At 60.9% G+C, this 18,948-nt stretch carries 13 protein-coding genes; 12 read left to right on the top strand and 1 reads right to left on the bottom strand.

Annotated elements, in window-relative coordinates; translation table 11 throughout:
• Positions 1–93: 93 nt before the first annotated feature.
• The 4 genes from ACYQ6J_RS02435 to ACYQ6J_RS02420 all read left to right on the top strand — a co-directional run bounded on the left by ACYQ6J_RS02435 (position 94) and on the right by ACYQ6J_RS02420 (position 7,257).
• Complete coding sequence (locus ACYQ6J_RS02435) at positions 94–3,891, top strand: coiled-coil domain-containing protein (RefSeq protein ID WP_460182603.1); 3,798 nt, start codon at positions 94–96, stop codon at positions 3,889–3,891.
• On the top strand, positions 3,888–4,661 hold the full coding sequence (locus tag ACYQ6J_RS02430; protein ID WP_460182602.1) for a hypothetical protein: 774 nt from the start codon (positions 3,888–3,890) through the stop codon (positions 4,659–4,661). The genes ACYQ6J_RS02435 and ACYQ6J_RS02430 overlap by 4 nt, the downstream gene beginning before the upstream one ends.
• Positions 4,658–5,815, top strand: coding sequence for a prenyltransferase/squalene oxidase repeat-containing protein (locus ACYQ6J_RS02425; RefSeq protein WP_460182601.1), 1,158 nt, complete (start codon positions 4,658–4,660; stop codon positions 5,813–5,815). Before ACYQ6J_RS02430 ends, ACYQ6J_RS02425 begins: the two co-directional genes overlap by 4 nt.
• Before the next feature lie 182 nt (positions 5,816–5,997).
• Entirely contained in the window at positions 5,998–7,257 is a 1,260-nt protein-coding gene (locus ACYQ6J_RS02420) for an NPCBM/NEW2 domain-containing protein (protein WP_460183298.1), read from the top strand.
• A gap of 111 nt (positions 7,258–7,368) precedes the next feature.
• Here the strand turns inward: ACYQ6J_RS02420 and ACYQ6J_RS02415 are convergent, their stop codons facing one another.
• Complete coding sequence (locus ACYQ6J_RS02415; protein ID WP_460182600.1) at positions 7,369–8,580, bottom strand: 2,3-bisphosphoglycerate-independent phosphoglycerate mutase; 1,212 nt, start codon at positions 8,578–8,580, stop codon at positions 7,369–7,371.
• Between the two features lie 357 nt (positions 8,581–8,937).
• Here ACYQ6J_RS02415 and mdh point away from each other — a divergent pair, with 357 nt between their 5' ends.
• The 8 genes from mdh to ACYQ6J_RS02375 all read left to right on the top strand — a co-directional run bounded on the left by mdh (position 8,938) and on the right by ACYQ6J_RS02375 (position 18,943).
• Positions 8,938–9,885, top strand: coding sequence for a malate dehydrogenase (gene mdh / locus ACYQ6J_RS02410; protein ID WP_460182599.1), 948 nt, complete (start codon positions 8,938–8,940; stop codon positions 9,883–9,885).
• Between the two features lie 492 nt (positions 9,886–10,377).
• Positions 10,378–11,163, top strand: a complete 786-nt coding sequence (locus ACYQ6J_RS02405) for an alpha/beta hydrolase (protein ID WP_460182598.1) — start codon at positions 10,378–10,380, stop codon at positions 11,161–11,163.
• A 354-nt stretch (positions 11,164–11,517) separates the two neighbouring features.
• Positions 11,518–11,913, top strand: coding sequence for a hypothetical protein (locus ACYQ6J_RS02400; RefSeq protein ID WP_460182597.1), 396 nt, complete (start codon positions 11,518–11,520; stop codon positions 11,911–11,913).
• Between the two features lie 80 nt (positions 11,914–11,993).
• On the top strand, positions 11,994–12,152 hold the full coding sequence (locus ACYQ6J_RS02395; protein ID WP_460182596.1) for a hypothetical protein: 159 nt from the start codon (positions 11,994–11,996) through the stop codon (positions 12,150–12,152).
• Between the two features lie 97 nt (positions 12,153–12,249).
• Positions 12,250–12,480, top strand: coding sequence for a hypothetical protein (locus ACYQ6J_RS02390; RefSeq protein ID WP_460182595.1), 231 nt, complete (start codon positions 12,250–12,252; stop codon positions 12,478–12,480).
• A gap of 389 nt (positions 12,481–12,869) precedes the next feature.
• Positions 12,870–15,728, top strand: a complete 2,859-nt coding sequence (locus ACYQ6J_RS02385) for a multiheme c-type cytochrome (protein WP_460182594.1) — start codon at positions 12,870–12,872, stop codon at positions 15,726–15,728.
• A 29-nt stretch (positions 15,729–15,757) separates the two neighbouring features.
• On the top strand, positions 15,758–17,593 hold the full coding sequence (locus ACYQ6J_RS02380; RefSeq protein ID WP_460182593.1) for a CRTAC1 family protein: 1,836 nt from the start codon (positions 15,758–15,760) through the stop codon (positions 17,591–17,593).
• A gap of 456 nt (positions 17,594–18,049) precedes the next feature.
• Positions 18,050–18,943 (top strand): hypothetical protein, encoded by an 894-nt coding sequence (locus tag ACYQ6J_RS02375; protein ID WP_460182592.1) that lies wholly within the window; start codon positions 18,050–18,052, stop codon positions 18,941–18,943.
• Positions 18,944–18,948 lie beyond the last annotated feature (5 nt).

Here is an 18,948-nt window from a genome sequence, read left to right as displayed (position 1 = left end):
CGTCGCGAGCATTTTTTGGATGGACCCGTCGGCCTGCGAAAGATAGCAGCGGGCGGTTGGATTTCGGCCCGCCGTGACCGCTACGGAAGATTTATGAGCGTGCGTTTCATCGAGGAGATTGAAATACTGCGTCGCCGTCTCAGACGGGCGGCGATCCTCCGCGCGCTCGGCTGGTCGCTTTTTCTGGTGACGCTGGCAGGGACGGCCTTGGGCGCGGCCGACTATCTCTTCCGGTTTCGAGAAGGCGGGATGCGCCTCCTACTGACGGGCGCTTGGCTGGCGGTTGCGATCGAATGCCTGCGCCGCTGGGTGGTGCCGGCGCTGGCGTTGTCGATCCAGCCGATCGCTTTGGCGATTTGGGCCGAGAGAGTGTTTCCGGCTTTTCGCGGCAAGTTGGCGGCGGCGGTGGAATTCGCCGGGCTGGTTTCCGGGGATCCTGAGGCCCGGGCGAACCTCGCTGAGGAGTCGCCCGCTTTGCGCCGTGCCGCCCTGCGTGAAGCAGAGTCGTTGATGCAATCCGGCGCTCCGCCTTGGCCTTTGCCTCGGCGGGAAGTGTGGTCGGCGCTGGGACTGGGGGCGGCGGCAATCTTGCTGCTGTGCACGCTGGTCTGGGCGAATCCGGTCGCGGCGGGGACTGCGACTCTCCGCCTGCTGAACCCTTTTCTCGACCTCCCCTGGCCGCAACGAACGCATCTGGAGGTGGTATCGTTTCCCGATCGGATTGCACGAGGTTCCACTTTCGAGGTCGTGGTTGAGGAGGCGTCCGGGCGATTGCCGGAGGACGTGACGATCGAATACCACTGGATCGATCAGCAGTCCCTCCCCGCGGAATCGTATGCCATGGAGCGCCTGGGCACGACGGCTCGGCATCGGCGCGAAAACGTTTTGTCCTCGTTTGCCTTTCGGGTTCGCGGGGGAGACGACGTGAACGGCGAGTGGCACCGAGTCGACGTGGTCGAGGCCCCGAGAATCACGGATTGGACGTTGCGACTCATTCCGCCGGAGTACACGGGGTGGCCCTCCGAGAATAGCGATGGTGCCGTCAAGGCCCTCGTCGGCACGCAAGTTTTTCCACGAGGGCGGGCGGATCGCAGTTTACGCGCCGTCAAGATCGAGGTCTCCACCGGAGAACGGTTCGATCTGGTGATCGGACGCGACGGCGAGTCGTTCGCGTTGCCTCCCGAGAAGCGAGACGGCGTGTCGCCCGAGGTCGCGGTTTCCGAGACCGTTCATCGGACCGAAACCGCAACTCAGGCGGAGTCCTCGCCGTGGGTAGTGCGCCATTCGGGTAGCTATCGACTATTCGTAGAAGCGGCCGACGGGACGGCGAATCCCGATCCGCCTCGCTGGGAGATTCGTGCCATTGTCGATGAGCCGCCGACGGCGTGGGTGGAAACCGACGGAAGAATCCGCTACTCCACGCCGGAAGCCAAGGTGCCGCTGATTTTTTCGGCCCGAGACGACCTTGCGATCCGGAGCGTCCGATTCGTCTGCACCGACTCGTCAACACGGCGGGTGTTTCCCGAGAAGACCGTTTATCAGGGCGCCCTGCCGTTTCCCACACGCGAGGAAAAGATGTCCCAAGGGGAGAAGTGGGGCGAGTCCAGGTCGCTGCGTGCGGAATTGAACCTGGCCGAAATGGAAGCCGTTGCGGGAATGACGCTCGAGGTTCGAGCAGTGGCGGAGGACTACGCGGGCCAAACAGCGGAAAGCGCTTCGGTCTCGCTGCGGGTCGTCGATACAGGTCAGTTGTTGGACCTGGCCGCGGCGGATCGCAACCGAATCCTGACGCAGCTCTCCCAATTGCTGGAAGTTCAGCGAGAGGCGTTGGCGGACGTTCGCTCTTGGCAAGATCGCGCGGCCTCGTCAGCGCCTTTGGCCCGACTGGACGCCGAGAGCTTGGCTGCCGTGGAGTTGGCTCAGCGTCAGATCGGGCAGGCCCTGGGCGATCCCGCCGTCGGATTACCGTCGGATATCGCGCGCATCGTGAGCGAACTGGTGATCGGCGGGTTGGATACGCATCCTGACGTGCGTCGGTTGGAGGAGTTGGCGGAGTCGCTGAGCAAACTCGACCAAGAGCATGCGCGGCCGGCCGAACAAGGATTGACGCAGGCGGTCAAGAGCTTGCGCAGTCTTCTCAGCGAGAATGCCGCGACCAACCCCGGCGGGATCCGCCTGGATGAGGGTTCTCGCGAGCGGGTCGCGGGTATCTTACAGCAAGTGCGGGGACATCAGGAAGTCGTAGAACGGGAATTGCAAGCGATCTTGGAAAGTTGGGGCGTGTTACGACGGCAGTTCGAGCTTCGCCGGCGATTGGAAAACATTTTGCAGCGCCAAGAGACTCTGGCGGAAAACGTGCTCCGGTTGGGGCAGCAAACCGTGGGCCGGTCGCGTGATGCCTTGTTGCCGCAGGAGTTGGAGGATTTGCGCAATGCGGCCCAAGAACAATCGGCCTTGGCTGAGGAGTTCGATCGATTGATGGAGGATACGGCGGATGCGGCAAACGCCGCCGATGCCCGCGCGGGCCTTCAAGATAAACGCAAGTCGGACTCGGCGGGCACGGACCCGGCAGCCTCGCTAGGGTCTCGCTCAGGCGAGCAGGACAGTGCGGAACCGGGATCACAACGACTCCGGGAGGTCGTGGATCGCGCCAGGGATGCGGCCATCGGTGCGCGGATGAGGACGGCGGCGACCGCGGTGGACGACAACCGTCTGAGTCAGGGACTTCAGACGCAACGCGAGGTGATCGCCGATTTGCGAGGACTGCTGGATCGGCTGGCCGAGGGCGGGGCATCTCAGAGCGATGCCGACGTTTGGCGTAATGCTGCAAACAAACTGCAAGAACTGATTGGGCGGCAGTCGCGTTGGCGCTCCAAGATCGAGCAGCGGTCGCAGTCGGGTGATGAGCGAGCCGATCTTTGGCGAGATTTGGCCGCGCAGCAGTCCGCGGACTCGGAGTCGGCCGGAACGTTGGCGCAAGAGTTGTTGTCGGCCAACGCGTCGTCGGCCGCGGAGGCTTCGGCTAATGCGGCGGCGGCAATGAATCGTGCGGCGGAGGCTGCGCGTGGTGCGGATGCGGAGGCTGCCGGACAGGCCGCCCAAAATGCGGAAGACGATTTGCGCCGGGCCTTGGCCGATGTGAATCAACGCCTGGCGCGGGAGGCCGCAAGACAAGCCGCTTCGGAGTTGCGCCGGAGTTTGGAAATCTTGCGAGGGCTGACCGAGCGGCAAAAGGAATTGACGCAAGAAACGAAGGAACTTGCCGCGGGAAAGGCAGTGGAATCCAATCCGTACGAGCGCCAACGGGGCTTGGCCGGGGAGATCGGCGAACTCCGGGGGCGGTGGGTGGATCGGCCGATCGCGGGCTTCATTCTTGGGGAGGCTGAAGCTGCCATGGAATCCGCCGCGCAACGATTGGAGCGTCGGTTGTACGACGAAGCGACCTTGACGCTTCAGAGTCAGGCTGCGGCGGCGCTGGAAAAGGTGACGGAATCGTTGGCCGACCGGGCGACCGCTCAAACGCCGTCGCAGGCTTCGGGCCAGGGGGGAGCCGATGGACAGTCCGGCCGACCGGTCGATCCGGACCTGGCGAGACAGGCTCAATTGCTCTTGGCGGAACTCAAATTGGCGAGGGAATTGCAGTCCGATATTCTTCGCCGAACGGAAGAGTTGGATGCGAAAAGACAAACGGAAAGCGGCGGGGAGGCTGCGGCGGAGCTTGCCCGTTTAAGTGAGCGGCAATCGCAGTTGCGCGGGATGTTGGAGACGCTGTTAGAGGGACCGACAACGTCCCAACCCGCTACGCCCTCGCCCCGGCTACCGTCGCCGGATCCGCCTGCGCTGATCCCACCCAGTTCGCCGGGAAGCTTGGAGGATCTCTTCAAACCATGATCAAGCCGCTCTCCAGACGCATGAGACGCCCGTCGGCCGAGCGAACCCTTCCGGAACCGGGAGTATCGCGAGGGAGGCTCGCCCGGCTGAAGGCGTCCGTGGAAGCCATGATCGTCGCGGGGGTGCTTCTCGGCGGTGCGGCATGGCTGGTAGCGAGTAGCCGTGCGGCGGCTATGGAACCTGCGGACGCGATCGAGCGATCGGAGGGGACGGTCCTGCCTGCGGAAGCTCCTTCCGAGAGGACCGGAGATTCGCTTGCCCAAGTCTTGCAGTGGATGTCGGAATGCGAAAAGCGACTCCAGCGGGGCGACACTGGTCCGACTACACGGCAATATCAGGAAAACGTAGTAAAACGTCTGGAGGAACTCATTCGCCAATCCGAAAGCGAGTCGGCGTCATCGTCGGCTTCCGCCGCTGCATCTCAGAACTCGCCGTCACCGTCACAGGAAAGCGAGGACGCGACTGCGAACGAGAAGGGGCCTGAGGGGACGCAGCCGGGCGAGGGCAGGGCTTCCGGCGGTAACGGCGGTCGAAGCGATTCGGCAAACGATCTGCAAATGGTCTTACAACGGATTTGGGGTGAATTGCCCCAGCGCCAGCGCGATCTTCTCTTGCAGCAAGGGACCGAATCGTTTTTGCCCAAGTACCGCCCGATGATCGAGGCCTATTTCCGACGTTTGTCGGAGGGACGCTCGGCGCGCGGGAACGACGGCACGGGGAGATTACCCCGGGCAGCGACCACGATTCCGAACGCGGAGGAGCGGAAATGACGGCCCGAGGTTTTCGGTTGCCTGCACGGTCGCCGTTGCTAACGGATTTGATCGGCTGTATGCGGTTGCGCGCCGTTGGCGGAATCCTTTGGGAAGTCTTCCAGAAAGGGGGCCCGGCGCTGGTCTGGCTATGGGGCTTTCTCTGTCTCGCGCTGAGCTTAAATGTATCGGTCGGCGCGGAAGTCGCGGGTGGAACCGATGCGGCGGAAGCGGCGGCGAGTATGATGACTCCCGCGGCGGAACGAGCGGCGGCGAACGGTCTCAAATACTTAGCGAGTCGCCAGCGAGAAGACGGATCCTTTGGCAGCGGCGCGTATCGCGGTAACGTGGCGGTGACAGCCTTGGTGGGCATGGCTTTCCTGGCGGAGGGCAGTCTTCCCAATCGCGGGCCCCACGGAGACGTGACGGATCGGATATTGCGTTACCTCCTCGACCAGTGTCGAGAAAACGGCTTGGTTTTGAACGCCCCGTCGGCCAGTCGCGGACCGATGTACGAACACGGGTTTGCCACGTTATTCTTGGCGGAGTGCCTCGGTTCGACTCCGCGACCGGATCTTCGCGAGAAACTGGCGGCGGCGGTGGCTTTGATCGTCAACACGCAGAATGCCGAGGGTGGGTGGCGATATCAACCGCAAAAGCTGGATGCCGACATTTCCGTAACCGTCTGCCAAATCATGGCCCTTCGTGCGGCCAGGAATGCCGGTTTGCACGTCCCAAAGGAGACTGTGGAACGCTGCATCGAATATGTGCGCAGATCGCAAAACCCCGACGGCGGTTTTCGTTACATGCTGATTCCCGGCGAGAGCGGTTTCGCGAGATCGGCGGCGGGCGTGGTGGCTCTGTACTCGGCTGGAATCTACGAGGGAGCGGAAATCGAGAACGGCATTCGTTACCTGCTCGACTTCGTGCCGCAACCGGGGGTAATCCGTCAGGAACCGTATTACTTCTACGGTCACTATTACGCCGTGCAAGCCATGTGGCAACGCGGGGGGGATGCTTGGATTCGCTATTATCCGGCCATTCGAGAGGAACTGATCCGCCGCCAATCCCCCGACGGTTCGTGGGCGGATCCTATCTCGCCCGAATACGGTACGGCCATGGCGTGCCTGATTCTACAGGTGCCGAACGGTTACTTGCCCATCTTCGAAAGATGAATCGGATGCGGCGTGACGGTGTGTCCCTGTGACAATGCACGCGGAACGGTCTTGAAGGAAGGCTGCCGACAAGGAGGCCTGTGTTGACGACTCGGAGTTTTATCACGGAAAGACGGTGCGCGGCGAGCAGTGAGAATCGTTGCTCTCGCCGGACTGCCGTCGCCGGAGTCGTAGGGTTGCTTGTGACCATGGGGCGTCACGTCGCATGCGCCGGCGTCTCCTCCGCGAACACGAGTGCCGTTGCCGACGAAAACGAACTCGTCCCGTGTTTGCTCGTCGATGGACCGCCGATTCGGGCAGGCTTGGACGGTTTCGATGCCACAGGCAACGTTCGCTTGTTGGTGCCCGATGCCAATGCTTCAGGATCGCGAGTACTCACCAAGAGCTTCGATGATTTCGTGTGTTGGGGGACCTGCCCGGATCTTCAACCCAGCGAGGATTACCTTTACCTCGCCGATGGCACCCTTCTGAGCGGCGGTTGGCAGGGGCTCGATAACGGCACCCTTCGTTGGCGTCACGCTCGGATCGGGAACCTCCAAATGACGACGGAACAGGCGGCGGGCCTTGTCATCGCGGCACCGTACTCGAATGCGGCGCGAGATCGTTTGCTGGATCGAATCGCCGCGGGCAGCGCCGAGCACGACCGCCTCATCCTCACCAACGGAGACGAATTGCGGGGACGTATCCTCCGCAGCGAGAGTTCCGTCGTGCGGATACTGAGCGATTTCGGCGCCGTGGACGTGCCCGCATCCCGCGTCGCCGCCGTGGCATTCCGCGGACCCGGCGTGCGGCGATCCGTTTCGGGGGCGGTGTCCGTGGCCTTGGAGGATGGTTCGCGTTTGGTCGTCGACCGATCGACGAGCGGGCGCTATCCCTTGGAAATCGATCCGAAAAGGGAAAACGAAACGGGAGCGGCGTTCCTCCATCAAGTGCGTCTGGGCGATCGAGTCACGCAACCGGACGCTTGGGAGTTCACGGCGGCGGTGAAGTATTTGCACGCGTTCGGACCGCGGATCGATTACCTATCGGATCTGTCGCCGATGGATTACGTCCACGTACCCTATTTGACTTATGCTCAACCGCTGGGCCGCGACCGCACTCCGCGCGGGGCCTATTTGCGGAGCGGAAAAGCACTTTATCTGAAGGGGCTGGGCACCTACAGCGCGTGTCGGGCCACCTACGACTTGGCCAAGCAGTATCGAAGATTCTGCGCGGAGGTGGTGATGGATGATGTTGCGCGAGGGCGAGGCGATGCGGCTTGCCGCGTTGTCCTGGACGGAACGACCGCCTGGCGAATCGAATCGCTGCGGTCGGCTGATTTCCCGGTCGCGGTGGATGTCAACGTGGCGGGCGCCGAACGATTGGATTTGATCGTGGAGTTCGGTCCGCGGGCGGACGAATTGGACTACGTCGACTGGCTCAACGCGCGGTTGGTACGATAAACGAGCGAGCGGTAAAAGCCCTGCGGGCTACCACGGGGCGATGAGCGATTTTTCCCTCGGGTAAACCGGCAGCCTGCGAGTGCAGGGGCGTCAATCCGGGCGACGAGGCGATCAAGCTCCGAACTTGGCCAGTCTGCCGGCATGGGCCAAGGCCAGGGGCATCAGATAAATCGCTTCGAAGTGTCCCAGGCCGCCTTGCAGGCAGGCCCTTTCGCCGAAGGTTTCCGCGCCATCGGGCCGACAGGTATCCGCAACTAGCAGCGTCGGTACGGGATGCCAACTGTGGCTTTTCATCTTGGCGGGGGTGCTGTGATCGCCGGTAACGATGATGACGTCGGGCTTCAGAGCCTCCACACGCGGCAAGACGGAATCGAATTTCTCGATCATCTTGACCTTGGCATCGAAGTCCCCGTCTTCGCCTCGACTGTCCGTGTACTTGAAATGCACGAAGAAGAAGTCGAAATCCGTCTCTTTCCACGCCTTTTCCAAGACGTCGATCTCTTCGTCGAGCGTAGTCGGTTGTCCTAACAGGTCCATGCCGACCAGGCTGGCTAGGCCCTTGTACATGGGATAGACCGCGATGGCCGCCGCCTTGAGACCGTAGGCCTCCCGGTAGCTGGGGAGATGAGGCCGCTTCGAGAAACCTCGCATGGTCAATCCATTGGCCTTGCTCTGCGAGGCCAGGATCTTGCGGGCTTGCGCGACGAACTCTTTGGCGATTTCCGCGGTCTTGCGAGAGGCTTCGTCGTGGGGGACCGGGTCCAGCGGCGGTTGCCCCACCACCTGCGGATCGGTATCGGCGACGTTGGCCCCCAACCCCTCCCCACGAAATACCACCACGAAGCGATGCTCTTTCACCGGTTCCACGAAGATTTCGACGCCGGGAATTCGTATTGCCCGCAGAGAAGCGACCACGGCGGCGCTTTCCTCGCTGGGAATCCGGCCCGCGCGGCGATCCGTAATCTTGCCGTCGGCGCCTAATGTGCAGAAATTGCAGCGAATGGCCACGTCGTTGGGACCGACGGCGAAACCGATGCCGGTGGCCTCGAGTACGCCGCGTCCGATCACGTATTGGAGCGGATCGTAGCCGAATAGCCCCAAGTGTCCCGGACCGCTTCCCGGCGTGATGCCCGGCTTGATGGGTGTCATCAGTCCGCAAACACCCCGCTTGGCGAGACGATCCAAATTCGGGGTCTGCGCCGCTTCGAGTTCGGTCGGTCCGCCGGGGGTGAGGGGGAGGCCGCCCAATCCGTCGGCCACCATCATCACGATGCGACCGCCGCGTTCTTCCTTCAATTCGGCTACGACTTCTTGAATGTTCATGGGAGGAAGCTCTCCGTAGAATGCCCGGGCTTCGTCCGCCGCTCGCGGGACGGACCGGTTTTCCTAGTCCGAGTGTCGTGGTTTCAAGGCCGATTCCTCTCATCTTCGCTTGTCGCGTGTCGGCTCACAAGGGGCGGGCGAGACGCCTGTTCGCGGACTTTTCTTTTCGAAGCAACCAGACAAAAATGATGAGTTCCATGCGAGGGAGCAAAGCCGGCGGAACGTGATTGGTTTCCACAGTAGCACAATTGGTTGCCGCAGCATCGCAATGCGACGAGAGACGCCGCGCGAGAAGGCTGGGCGGCGGAAGGGATACGGTTCTTAACGGGACAACGTTCAGAAAGGAAATGCGATCCGATGAAGCGTGCCAAGATTTCGATCATTGGAGCGGGTAACGTCGGGGCCACCACCGCGCATTGGTGTGCATCCTTGGAGTTGGGGGACATCGTGCTCTTGGATATCCCCGAGGCAGGCGACATGCCCAAAGGGAAGGCCCTGGACTTGATGCAAGCGTCCCCGATTATGGGATTCGACGCCGATATCCGCGGCACCGTCGATTACGCAGATACCGCTGATAGCGACATCGTGGTGATCACGGCGGGAATCCCGCGCAAGCCCGGCATGAGTCGGGATGATTTGCTTGCCACCAACGCCATGATCGTGGGCGCGGTGGCCGAGCAAATTAAGAAGACCAGTCCGCACGCCATCATCATCGTGGTCAGTAATCCTCTGGACGCCATGGTGCAACGCGTTTGGCAGGTGACCAGTTTTCCGCCGTATCGCGTGATGGGGCAGGCCGGCGTCTTGGATACCGCCAGGTTTCGTACCTTCGTGGCGATGGAACTCGGGGTCAGCGTGGAGGATGTCTCGGCCATGCTCCTGGGCGGGCACGGGGATAGCATGGTGCCGCTAGCCAGTTGCAGTTCGGTGGGCGGGATTCCCCTCACGCAACTGCTCTCGAAGGAAAGACTGGATGCGATTACCCAGCGGACGCGGGACGGCGGCGCCGAAATCGTGAAACTGCTCCAAAAAGGGAGCGCCTACTACGCCCCCGCCGCCGCCACAGCCCAAATGGTGGAGGCTATCGTGAAGGATAAGAAGCGCCTGCTCCCATGCGCCGCCTATTGCGATCGAGAATACGGAGTGGGCGGGTATTACATCGGTGTGCCCGTGGTGCTGGGTAAAGACGGGGTCGAGAGGATCATCGAATTGGCGATGTTGCCCGACGAGGAGGCTGCATTCCGCAAGAGCGTGGAAGCCGTCAAGGGCCTGGTGCAAACCATGAACAAACTAGTCCGCGCGTGACTCCCATCGCGACCTCGGAGTGTCGTGAGGGGAGTTTTACGGCCCGAGACATCGCTGACGGCAGTGCAAGCATGCGGTCCGCCTTGGCTTCGATCGAAGACGGTCCGTCGTCGGCCTGCGCCGTCGCGCGGCGGAAATCGACGCGAAAAAAGGCGGAGATCGGACCTCGCCAAGCACCGGATCGTCGAAGGTCGAATCGCAAAATGCGCTCGGCGGACGGTCGCATGTGGCCCAAATTTTGCTACTCGGCGCCGCGGCGCAAGTACGGTTGACAGATCGCCGCGCGTTGGGGTACAGTCTTGAATACTTGACGCCTGCCGACGCGTCGGCGGACGGTATCGCGAGCGTGAATCGAGCGGTTGAAGAGGCGCAATCGTCGCTTCAAACCTTCAGTCGCCGTCGCCGTGGTTGTCGTGCCCGAAATGTTCGAGTTGCGCGGGCGTTTCATCCTGCTCAAAATCATCTTCTAGGGATCGGGAAGCGAACTTATCCATGGATCGTCGCGCTCTGCCCAAGATGTCCTCCGCGGAAACGTTTTCCAAGCCTTTTTTCTCGGAAGCATCCGACCCCGCGAGCGAGCGATGGTCTCCGGCGGGGCGCAATGCTCGAACGGTTCTGGCGCCGCTTCATTACGAACCCAACTACGCTTATCCGCTGTTGATATGGCTGCATGGGCACGGCGGTTGCGATGAGCGGCAGTTGTTGTACGTGATGCCGCTGGTCAACTTGCAAAACTTCGTTGCGGTGGCGCCGCGCGGGTTTGCCGTGGACGGCAAGGACGACGGCGGTTGGGATTGGCCGCAAACGCCGGACTGCATTGAGGAGGCGGAACGTCGTGTGGGTGACGTCATTAGCAGTTCTTTGCGGCGTTTTCGCATCGCGAAGCATCGGGTGTTTATCGCCGGTTTCGGTGCCGGGGGTACCATGGCCTTGCGTTTGGCCTGGCGACGTCCTCGGCAATTCGCCGGGGCGATTTCCCTGTGCGGGCCCGCTCCGCGTGGGATGCGACCCTTGGCCGACTACCTCGGCGTCCGCGAGGTGCCGGTGATGATTTCCGTGGGCCGTGACGACGACGAATACTCGCCGGTTCTCGCTTGCGAAGATTTGCGTTTTCTGCACACGGTCGGCATCAACATCGTTCTAAGGCAGTACCCTTGCGGTCGTGAATTGTCCACCGAAATGTTGGCCGACGTGAATCGTTGGCTGATCGATATCGTGAACGGCGGAAACGGAGAAGGAACCCTGCCCGACGGTGACGTTCTTCAGCAGGAGGCGTAGAACGCTTGACCGCTCTGCGGGCTTCCCGGCAGCGTCTTTTCACGCGGCTTTCTTCACGACCGGCGATTCGCCCATGATGTCGGTGGTTCTGTGTCGATGCGATGCTCGCATCGCGGTGAACCCGCAGGTTCATTCTCGAGCGGTCACGATCCTCTTGCGAAAGCGTCGTAGGTCGGTCTCGGCCCCGGTCGGAATCGATCTGGATTCCCTTCGTTTTTTTCGGTATTCATGTCCTCGCTGTCGTTCCTCGATGCGGTGGCCGACACGACGCGCCGGCTTCATTCGGTCTAGGGGTTTACCGTTTGGGGGGCGAGGAGTCGCCGGCGTAGGGCTTTTTAGGGACATGGTGGAACCGTGAAGAGCAAGAAAAACGGACTATTTGTTGTGATCTTTTGCTGTGGGTCGGCCGTTTGGATGGCGTGGAGCAATCCGGCCTACGCTTGGCCGACGTCCAAGAATCACGCCTCGAGTAGCTCCAAGGATGGGTCCGGTGGATTTCGATTGCCGAATCTCCCCAACCCCTTCGAGGCGTTGGCGAACGGGACTCGCAAGGCTGCGGACGGCATCAAAGGGCTGTTCAGCGGACCCAAGGAAGAGCCGAATTCTACCGGCTATTACAATCCGAACCCGCCGCGTACCAAAAAGCCCCCCAAGCAAGAGTCCTCGTTCTTCGGATTCTTCAAGAAAAAGGAACCGCAGCGGGTGGAGACCGTTCGAGACTGGATGGCATTGGAACCGGTGCGTCCCTAGCAGCGTAACCGTATTGCGCGTTGCAAATCAGAGAAGACTACCGAGGCCATACGGTCATGTTTCAACCGGTGAGGCGGCCAATGCGGCATCATGACGGCGCTCGGCACACGGCCTTGTTCTCGCTGGTATTGTGCATCCTCGCGTGGACTCTGGCGGGTTGTGCAACGCCTCCGCAAACGTCGCAGGGCAAAGTGCAGACGGTCCAGGATTGGATGAAACTGGAAAGTCCTCAACCGTAATGGCTCGTAGATTGGTTTGGGGGCCATCGCCGCAGTAGTCCGAGCTTCTCGCCCTTGGGGGTACGACGCCGACCGAAGTGAAGACGGGAAAGGGACCATGGCCATGAGCTCGCTTGTCCGCCGAATGGTTTGGCCTGGGTTGGCCGTCATCGCCCTGATTTTTGCAACCGGTTGTACCGGGTTCTTCAGCGGTCAGTTTCTCACGCCCTCCAGTCGCCTCCGGTTTTTCGCGGCCGACGACGACTTTGAGAAGATGGTGGAGAACGATCCCTTTCCGCGGGCCGAGCAAGTGGGGCTGAAAACGCCGAACTCCTCCGAGCCGCGTTGATGGGGCTGTTGCTGATCTCTGCGGCGGTGATACGTGAGCGACGGCGAGACGGCCAATCGCACGTGACCGCACGCCGGTTGCCCCTCTTCTCGCAGCAGCTTCAGCATTTGTGATAGTCCGTCGCCGCCTCCACCATCCCGACTTCCCGTAAAATGCCGCGCGCCAGGGGCCATTGTAAGAGATTTACGGATAAATCCCGGCGTTAAGCGTTCCCAAGCCTCTCGCTCGGTTTGTCGGGGGGCAGCCCCGACAAAGAGGGCACGATCGCGGGGGTACGCCTCGTGCCAATTTGTTGCATCCTGGCTTTCAGTGGGAATAATGGTAATTATAGACAGTCATAAATCGCCACGGATGGTGTTCCGTTCACGAGTTAAGCCAAAACCTCTCTTATGATCCGAAGATTTAGCGGTCAGGGTGTCAATTACGGCTGGCTCGGTGTCGTATTCCTTGTGGTTGCCGGGCTTTTCGCCTTCCTGGCCGGGAACAGCGTGTATCTCTTAGGAATCACCCTTTTGGAGTGGTCCACCGGAGAATCCCTGCAAAACTTCTTTTACCAATTTGCCTTTTTGTTCCATTTGGCCGCGGGGTTGCTTCTCCTGGTCCCTCTTGCTGTGTTCATGTTTGTGCACAACAGGAGGGGCAGGAAGAGTCGCAACACACTCGCGGTCCGTTTTGGTTACGCCTCCGCAATCCTTTGTATTTTGGTCATCGTTAGCGGGCTTTTGCTTTGGCGACCCGCCGTTCTGGTTATCCGCGGACCCGAAGTCCGCACGGTCGTCCATTGGGCTCATGTGATTGGTTCGGCGGCCCTGCTCGGCGGCTATTGGCTCCATCGAAGGGCCGGTCGGCGGAGCGGACGACGCGGGCATTACGCTTGGGCCGGGGCTTCGCTTGGCTTCTTGCTACTTTTCGTCCTGGCTCACTCATTCGATCCTCGCGGGTGGCGGGTCGTTCGGCCGCAGGAGGGTGAGGCTTTTTTCGAGCCTTCTCTGGCGAGGACGGCGAGCGGAGGTTTCATACGGGCCGACGTTCTCATGGATGATCGCTATTGTCGAGATTGCCACGGCGACGTCCATCGCCAGTGGTCGGAAAGCGCTCATCGGTTCAGTTCTTTCAACAATCCGGTGTACTTGGCGGCGGTGCGAGAAACGCGGCAGTTTTCAATGGAACGCGAGGGATCGCCGCGTCGGGCGAGGTGGTGCGCCGGTTGTCACGATCCGGTCCCCTTTTTCAGCGGTCTGTTCGATGACCCGAACTATGACGACGTGTCGCACCCGACGGCCCACGCCGGTCTGACTTGTACGGCTTGCCACGGAATCGTGGAGATCAATTCCGTTCGGGGTAACGGAGACTACGTGATCGAGGAACCGCTCCATTACCCCTTCGCTTTCAGCGACGACCCCGTGCTGAAATGGGTGAACCATCAACTCATCCGCGCCAAGCCGGAATTTCACAAGCGGACGTTCCTGAAGCCTTTTCACAAGACCGCCGAATTCTGCTCGGTCTGCCACAAAGTCCACATTCCGGAGGCTTTGAACGACTACAAGTTTCTACGCGGACAAAACCACTACGATTCCTTCCTGCTGAGCGGCGTATCCGGACACGGTGCCCGCAGCTTCTACTATCCCCCCGCGGCCAAAGAGAATTGTGCCGAGTGCCACATGCCTCCGGAACCGTCCGCTGATTTCGGGGCCAAGCATTATGAGGGGCTGTCGGGCTTGGCCGTGAGAGATCATCTCTTCCGCGGCGCCAACACGGCTTTGCCGTTCTTCCGCCGACGAGAGGATATTGTGCGAACGCATCAAGAGTTTCTGCGAGGCTGCTTGCGCGTCGATATTTTCGGTCTCAGAAGGGGCGATGCCATCGACGGCGAATTATTGGCTCCGTTGCGGCCTCGGGTTCCCAGGCTCGTCGCCGGGGAGACCTATCTGCTGGAGGTCGTGGTTCGGACGTTGACGGTTGGGCACCACTTCACGCAAGGTACGACGGACTCGAATGAGGTTTGGCTGCACCTCCGCGTGGACGATTCGGAGGGGACTCTGCTGGAAAGCGGCGGCATCGACGAGGACGGTCGGGTCGATCCCGCGGCCCATTTCGTCAACGTCTTCATGCTCGATCGTCAAGGGTACCGAATCGCGAGGCGCAATCCTCAAGACATCTTCATTCCGCTGTACGACAATCAAATTCCGCCGGGGGCGGCGGCGACCGTCCACTATCGACTCCCGTTGCCCGAGCAGTGGGCGGGGCGAACGCTGACCGTTCGGGCGGAGGTTCTTTACCGCAAGTTCGACGCCGATCTCATGGAGTTCGTCACCGGGCAAATGAAACCGGGCGAACCCTTGTTACCGGGCCAAGAGCCGGGTCAAACGTACCGCAACAATCTGCCGATTACCGTGTTGGCCGAGGACTCCCTCGAAATGACCGTCGTCGCTCCGGATGCGGATCCGCATGTCTGGGAGGACTCCGGCGGAGTATCCACCGTCGAAGAATGGGAGCGCTGGAACGACTACGGCATCGGGCTGTTTTTGCGTGGTAAGACGCAATTGCGGCAGGCGGCCGAGGCCTTTCGAAGAGTGGAGGCCTTGGGACGGTTCGACGGGGCGATCAATTTGGGCAGAACGTACTTTGCGGAGGGCAACTTGGATCAGGCCGTCGCGGCGCTTCGGCGGGCCGTCGAGTCGCAGGAACCTGATTTTCCCTGGTGGACGGCCGCATGGCTTTCCGCGCAGATCGATCGCCAGCAAGGAAACCTGGAAGCAGCCGCCGAGTCTTTGCGGAAGGTGCTCGCCCCGCCGGATGCCTATCTTCGATCTCGAGGATTCGATTTTCGCCGCGACTACGAAGTGATCAATCTATTGGGTGAAACCCTTTTTGACATGGCGAAACGCTTGCGAAGCAGCCGGCGGCAAAACGAGCGGACGGCGTTGTTGCGCGAGGCGGCGGATTGGTTTCAGCGAACGCTGACGCTGGATCCGGAAAACGTGACCGCTCATTACAACTTGAGCCTGATCTACGCCTACCTCGGAGATGCGGAGACCTCGCAGCGGCATCGCGAACTGCACGCCAAGTATCGAGTGGACGACAATGCGCGCGATCGCGCTGTGGCCGCCGCGCGATCGCGATATCCGGAGGCCGATCGGGCGGCGGAGGCCGTGGTGATTTATCCTCTGCATAACGTTGGGGGCGTGAAAGTCTCGGATGCCGCCGGCCAACAATCCGCGGCCTTTTCCGCCTTAAACGAAAACTGACGATCGACGATTGTTCCGGCGAGCTGAAATTGAAATCTTCGCGTTCGACGAAATCGGCATTTGGTTTTCGATCCGTCTTTACGGCGGTGGTGGTCGTATTGCTGTTGGCGACGGCGGCATATTGGTTTTGGCCGCGCCGCCCCGAACCGGTAGTACGCCAAGCAGTTGCCGCGCCGAGTTTCCGCGCCGCATCCCACGTCCGTCCGCCGAAAGTCCCTTTCACTGACATCACCGAGCAGGCGGGAATACGATACCGGCATTTCAGCGGCGCCTACGGAGAGAAGCTGTTACCGGAGACCCTGGGCGGAGGGTGCGCGTTTTTTGATTTCGATAACGACGGCTTGCAAGACATCCTTTTTGTCAGCGGTTGCCCTTGGCCGTGGCACCGCTACGAAGAAGAGGAATTGGCCGCGTTTCAGGGCACTTTGACGTTGTACCGCAACCTGGGAGACGGCCGCTTTATGGATTACACGGAGGCGGCCGGCTTGGGGGGCCTGAGTTTCTACGGCATGGGTGTGGCGGTCGGGGATTACGATAACGACGCGTGGCGCGATCTGTACGTGACCGCCGTGGGCCCGAATCATCTTTTCCGCAACGAAAACGGCGTCTTCCGTGACGTTACCGACGAGACCGGGACGGCCGGGGATTCCGCGGATTGGAGCACGGCGGCGGCCTTTGCGGATGTGGACCGGGACGGCGATCTCGATCTTTGGGTGTGCCAATATGTGGAGTGGTCGCGGGATATCGACTTGGCACAGGGTTTCGTGCTGACCGGCTTGGGCCGGGCATACGGCCCGCCGCATTCCTTTGCAGGTACGTTTTGTCGGCTTCTCTTGAATCAGGGCGACGGCACGTTTCGCGACGTGTCGGAAGAGGCTGGAATTAGGGTTCGCAATCCCGCCACGGGCGAACCCATGGCGAAAAGCCTGGGATTGCGACCGTGCGACGTAAACGGCGACGGTTGGATCGACTTCATCGTGGCCAACGACACGGTTCAGAACTTTCTCTTTCTGAACCGGCGCGACGGCACGTTCGAAGAAGTGGGCACCATGGTGGGAATCGGGTTTGATTCCGCGGGAAGAGCACGCGGGGCCATGGGGATCGACGCTGCTTGGTATCGCAATGATCCCTGCCTTGGCATCGCGATCGGGAACTTTGCCAACGAGATGTCGGCACTTTACGTGTCGCTTCCGGGCGGGGAGTTTTTCAGCGACGAAGCGGTGGCCGCCGGGTTCGGTCCTCTCACGCGACTGGATCTGACCTTCGGTACGCTCTTCGTGGATTACGATCTGGATGGCCGCTTGGATTTGATTTGCGCCAACGGCCATCTGGAGCAGGACATCCACTTGGTTCAGGAAAGCGAATCCTACCGTCAGCCGATGCGGGTGTTTTGGAACGCGGGACCAGACCAGACCGAGGAATTCACCACGGTGGGCGCCGATCTTTTGGGCGACGATCCCTTCAAGCCGATCGTGGGCCGCAGCTTGTCGTATGCCGACATCGACGGCGACGGAGATCTGGATGTCTTGGTAACCCAGATCGACGGGCCGCCGATGTTGCTGCGAAATGATCTTCCGCCGCCGCACCGCTGCCTCCGGGTCGCGATACGGGACTTCCAGGGCAATCGCGACGGTTACGGCACGGTGGTGGAGGTCGAAACGAACCGCGGGACGATGTTGCGTGACGTGATGCCCACCCGAAGCTATCTTGCTCAAGTGGAGTTGCCGATCACCTTCGGCATTCCCGAAGGAGCTCTCATCCAAAGCGTGCGCATTCGCTGGCCGGACGGTCAAACACAGGCCATGAGTTCCTGGCCCGACAACGGGGAATGGGTTGTGACACGACCGCCCGACCATGGCAATTAGCGCACTTGGTTCGCGGTATTTTTCATCGCCGTAGGTGTTATTTCCTACGCGGATGGCATCGCCCGCGATCATCAATTTCGGGAATCAGATTGCCTAAACTCACCGGCGCCGCGAAAGGGAAACCCCCATCCAGGGTGGAATTGAGTCTCAGATGTATCTATAATGTGGCTAATGATTTGGCAACAGATATCGCATGGTCGCAGGTTTGCTTGATAACAACGGACGTTCGGCTTGCATTACGTGAGGCGGGGACGAAGCTGATTCCCCGTTCTTGTTCCTTGCCCGAAATAGTGTCCGGTTGCCGACTTTGTTGAAAGCCGGAATGTCAGCTTCGATTTACGTAACGCCCCATCCCCTTTCCCCGCCTGAACGGAATCTTCGCGGCGTTGTTTTGTCCCGGTATTCGTGGTTGTTTACAAGGATCGGTTGTCGCTTGAAACAGAGAGCGAGTTGCCCGTGAAGTGGTCCTCAGCAGCTTACCTCGGGGCGGCATGCGTAATCTTCGCGTGTGGGCTGGATCGCCCGATCGGTGCCCAGGAACTGCCGCGCGAGATTCACCCCTGGGGGCGATTCGAGACGGGGGCGTGGAAGATCGTCCGAGGTACCAGTGAGTCTTTGAGCGAGTCCTTGGTAGGCACCGGGGAAGTGCTCACGACCGATTCTCGAACCACGCTGGAGGGTGTGGACGATAAGGGCGTCACCCTGCGTCTGGAAGTCGTGGCGGAGGTGGCGGGCAAGCGGTTTCGCGCCGAACCGCAGACCATTCGCCAGGGGATTTATGGCGAACCGCTGGGAGATCAAGCCCAGGTGATCGAGTTGGGGGAGCAAAAGCTGACGATCCAAGGGCGAGAGTTTCCATGCCGCGTTGCGGAGGTGCGTGTACAAATCGCCGCCGCTCGACTCAATTCGAAGCTTTTCTACACGACTGACGGATCGGCGATGATTTTGCGACGGGAAAGCAGGAAGACCGATCTGGAGGGACGCGTCCTCGAGGAATTGACCGCCGAGACGGTGAGCGTGGACATCCCCTGCAAGGTCGGGTCGGCGATGTTTTCCGGTTGCCAGATTCGTACGGTGCAGATATTTCCTTCGGGAAACTCCACCACGCTGGCTGTATTCGTTCGCGAGATTCCCGGCGGCATTGTATGCCAAACCACCAAGGAATTCGACGAAGGAGGGCGTCTGGTTCGCAGGACCAGTTTGGAGTTGGTGGACTATGGGTTGCGGGGATCTCTGCGCAGGGGCGTCCCCTGGAGGTGGCCTTTCGCCGGAAGGCGCATCTATCGCCTGCCTCCCGACTGGATTGAGCCTGGTCTTTTGCCCGATACGGGCACATCGCTGATGCCTTGAGCTTG

The sequence above is a fragment of the Thermopirellula anaerolimosa genome (assembly GCF_054657335.1).
Note: the sequence above shows the minus strand (reverse complement) of the source record. Positions and strands in the feature narration are given on the sequence as shown.

Bases quoted from the DNA above. Each gene is read 5' to 3' on its own strand.
- ACYQ6J_RS02435 (WP_460182603.1), top strand. From the start codon at position 94: ATGAGCGTGCGTTTCATCGAGGAGATTGAAATACTGCGTCGCCGTCTC.
- ACYQ6J_RS02430 (WP_460182602.1), top strand. From the start codon at position 3,888: ATGATCAAGCCGCTCTCCAGACGCATGAGACGCCCGTCGGCCGAGCGA.
- ACYQ6J_RS02425 (WP_460182601.1), top strand. From the start codon at position 4,658: ATGACGGCCCGAGGTTTTCGGTTGCCTGCACGGTCGCCGTTGCTAACG.
- ACYQ6J_RS02415 (WP_460182600.1), bottom strand. From the start codon at position 8,580: ATGAACATTCAAGAAGTCGTAGCCGAATTGAAGGAAGAACGCGGCGGT.
- mdh (WP_460182599.1), top strand. From the start codon at position 8,938: ATGAAGCGTGCCAAGATTTCGATCATTGGAGCGGGTAACGTCGGGGCC.
- ACYQ6J_RS02405 (WP_460182598.1), top strand. From the start codon at position 10,378: ATGGATCGTCGCGCTCTGCCCAAGATGTCCTCCGCGGAAACGTTTTCC.
- ACYQ6J_RS02395 (WP_460182596.1), top strand. From the start codon at position 11,994: ATGCGGCATCATGACGGCGCTCGGCACACGGCCTTGTTCTCGCTGGTA.
- ACYQ6J_RS02390 (WP_460182595.1), top strand. From the start codon at position 12,250: ATGGCCATGAGCTCGCTTGTCCGCCGAATGGTTTGGCCTGGGTTGGCC.
- ACYQ6J_RS02385 (WP_460182594.1), top strand. From the start codon at position 12,870: ATGATCCGAAGATTTAGCGGTCAGGGTGTCAATTACGGCTGGCTCGGT.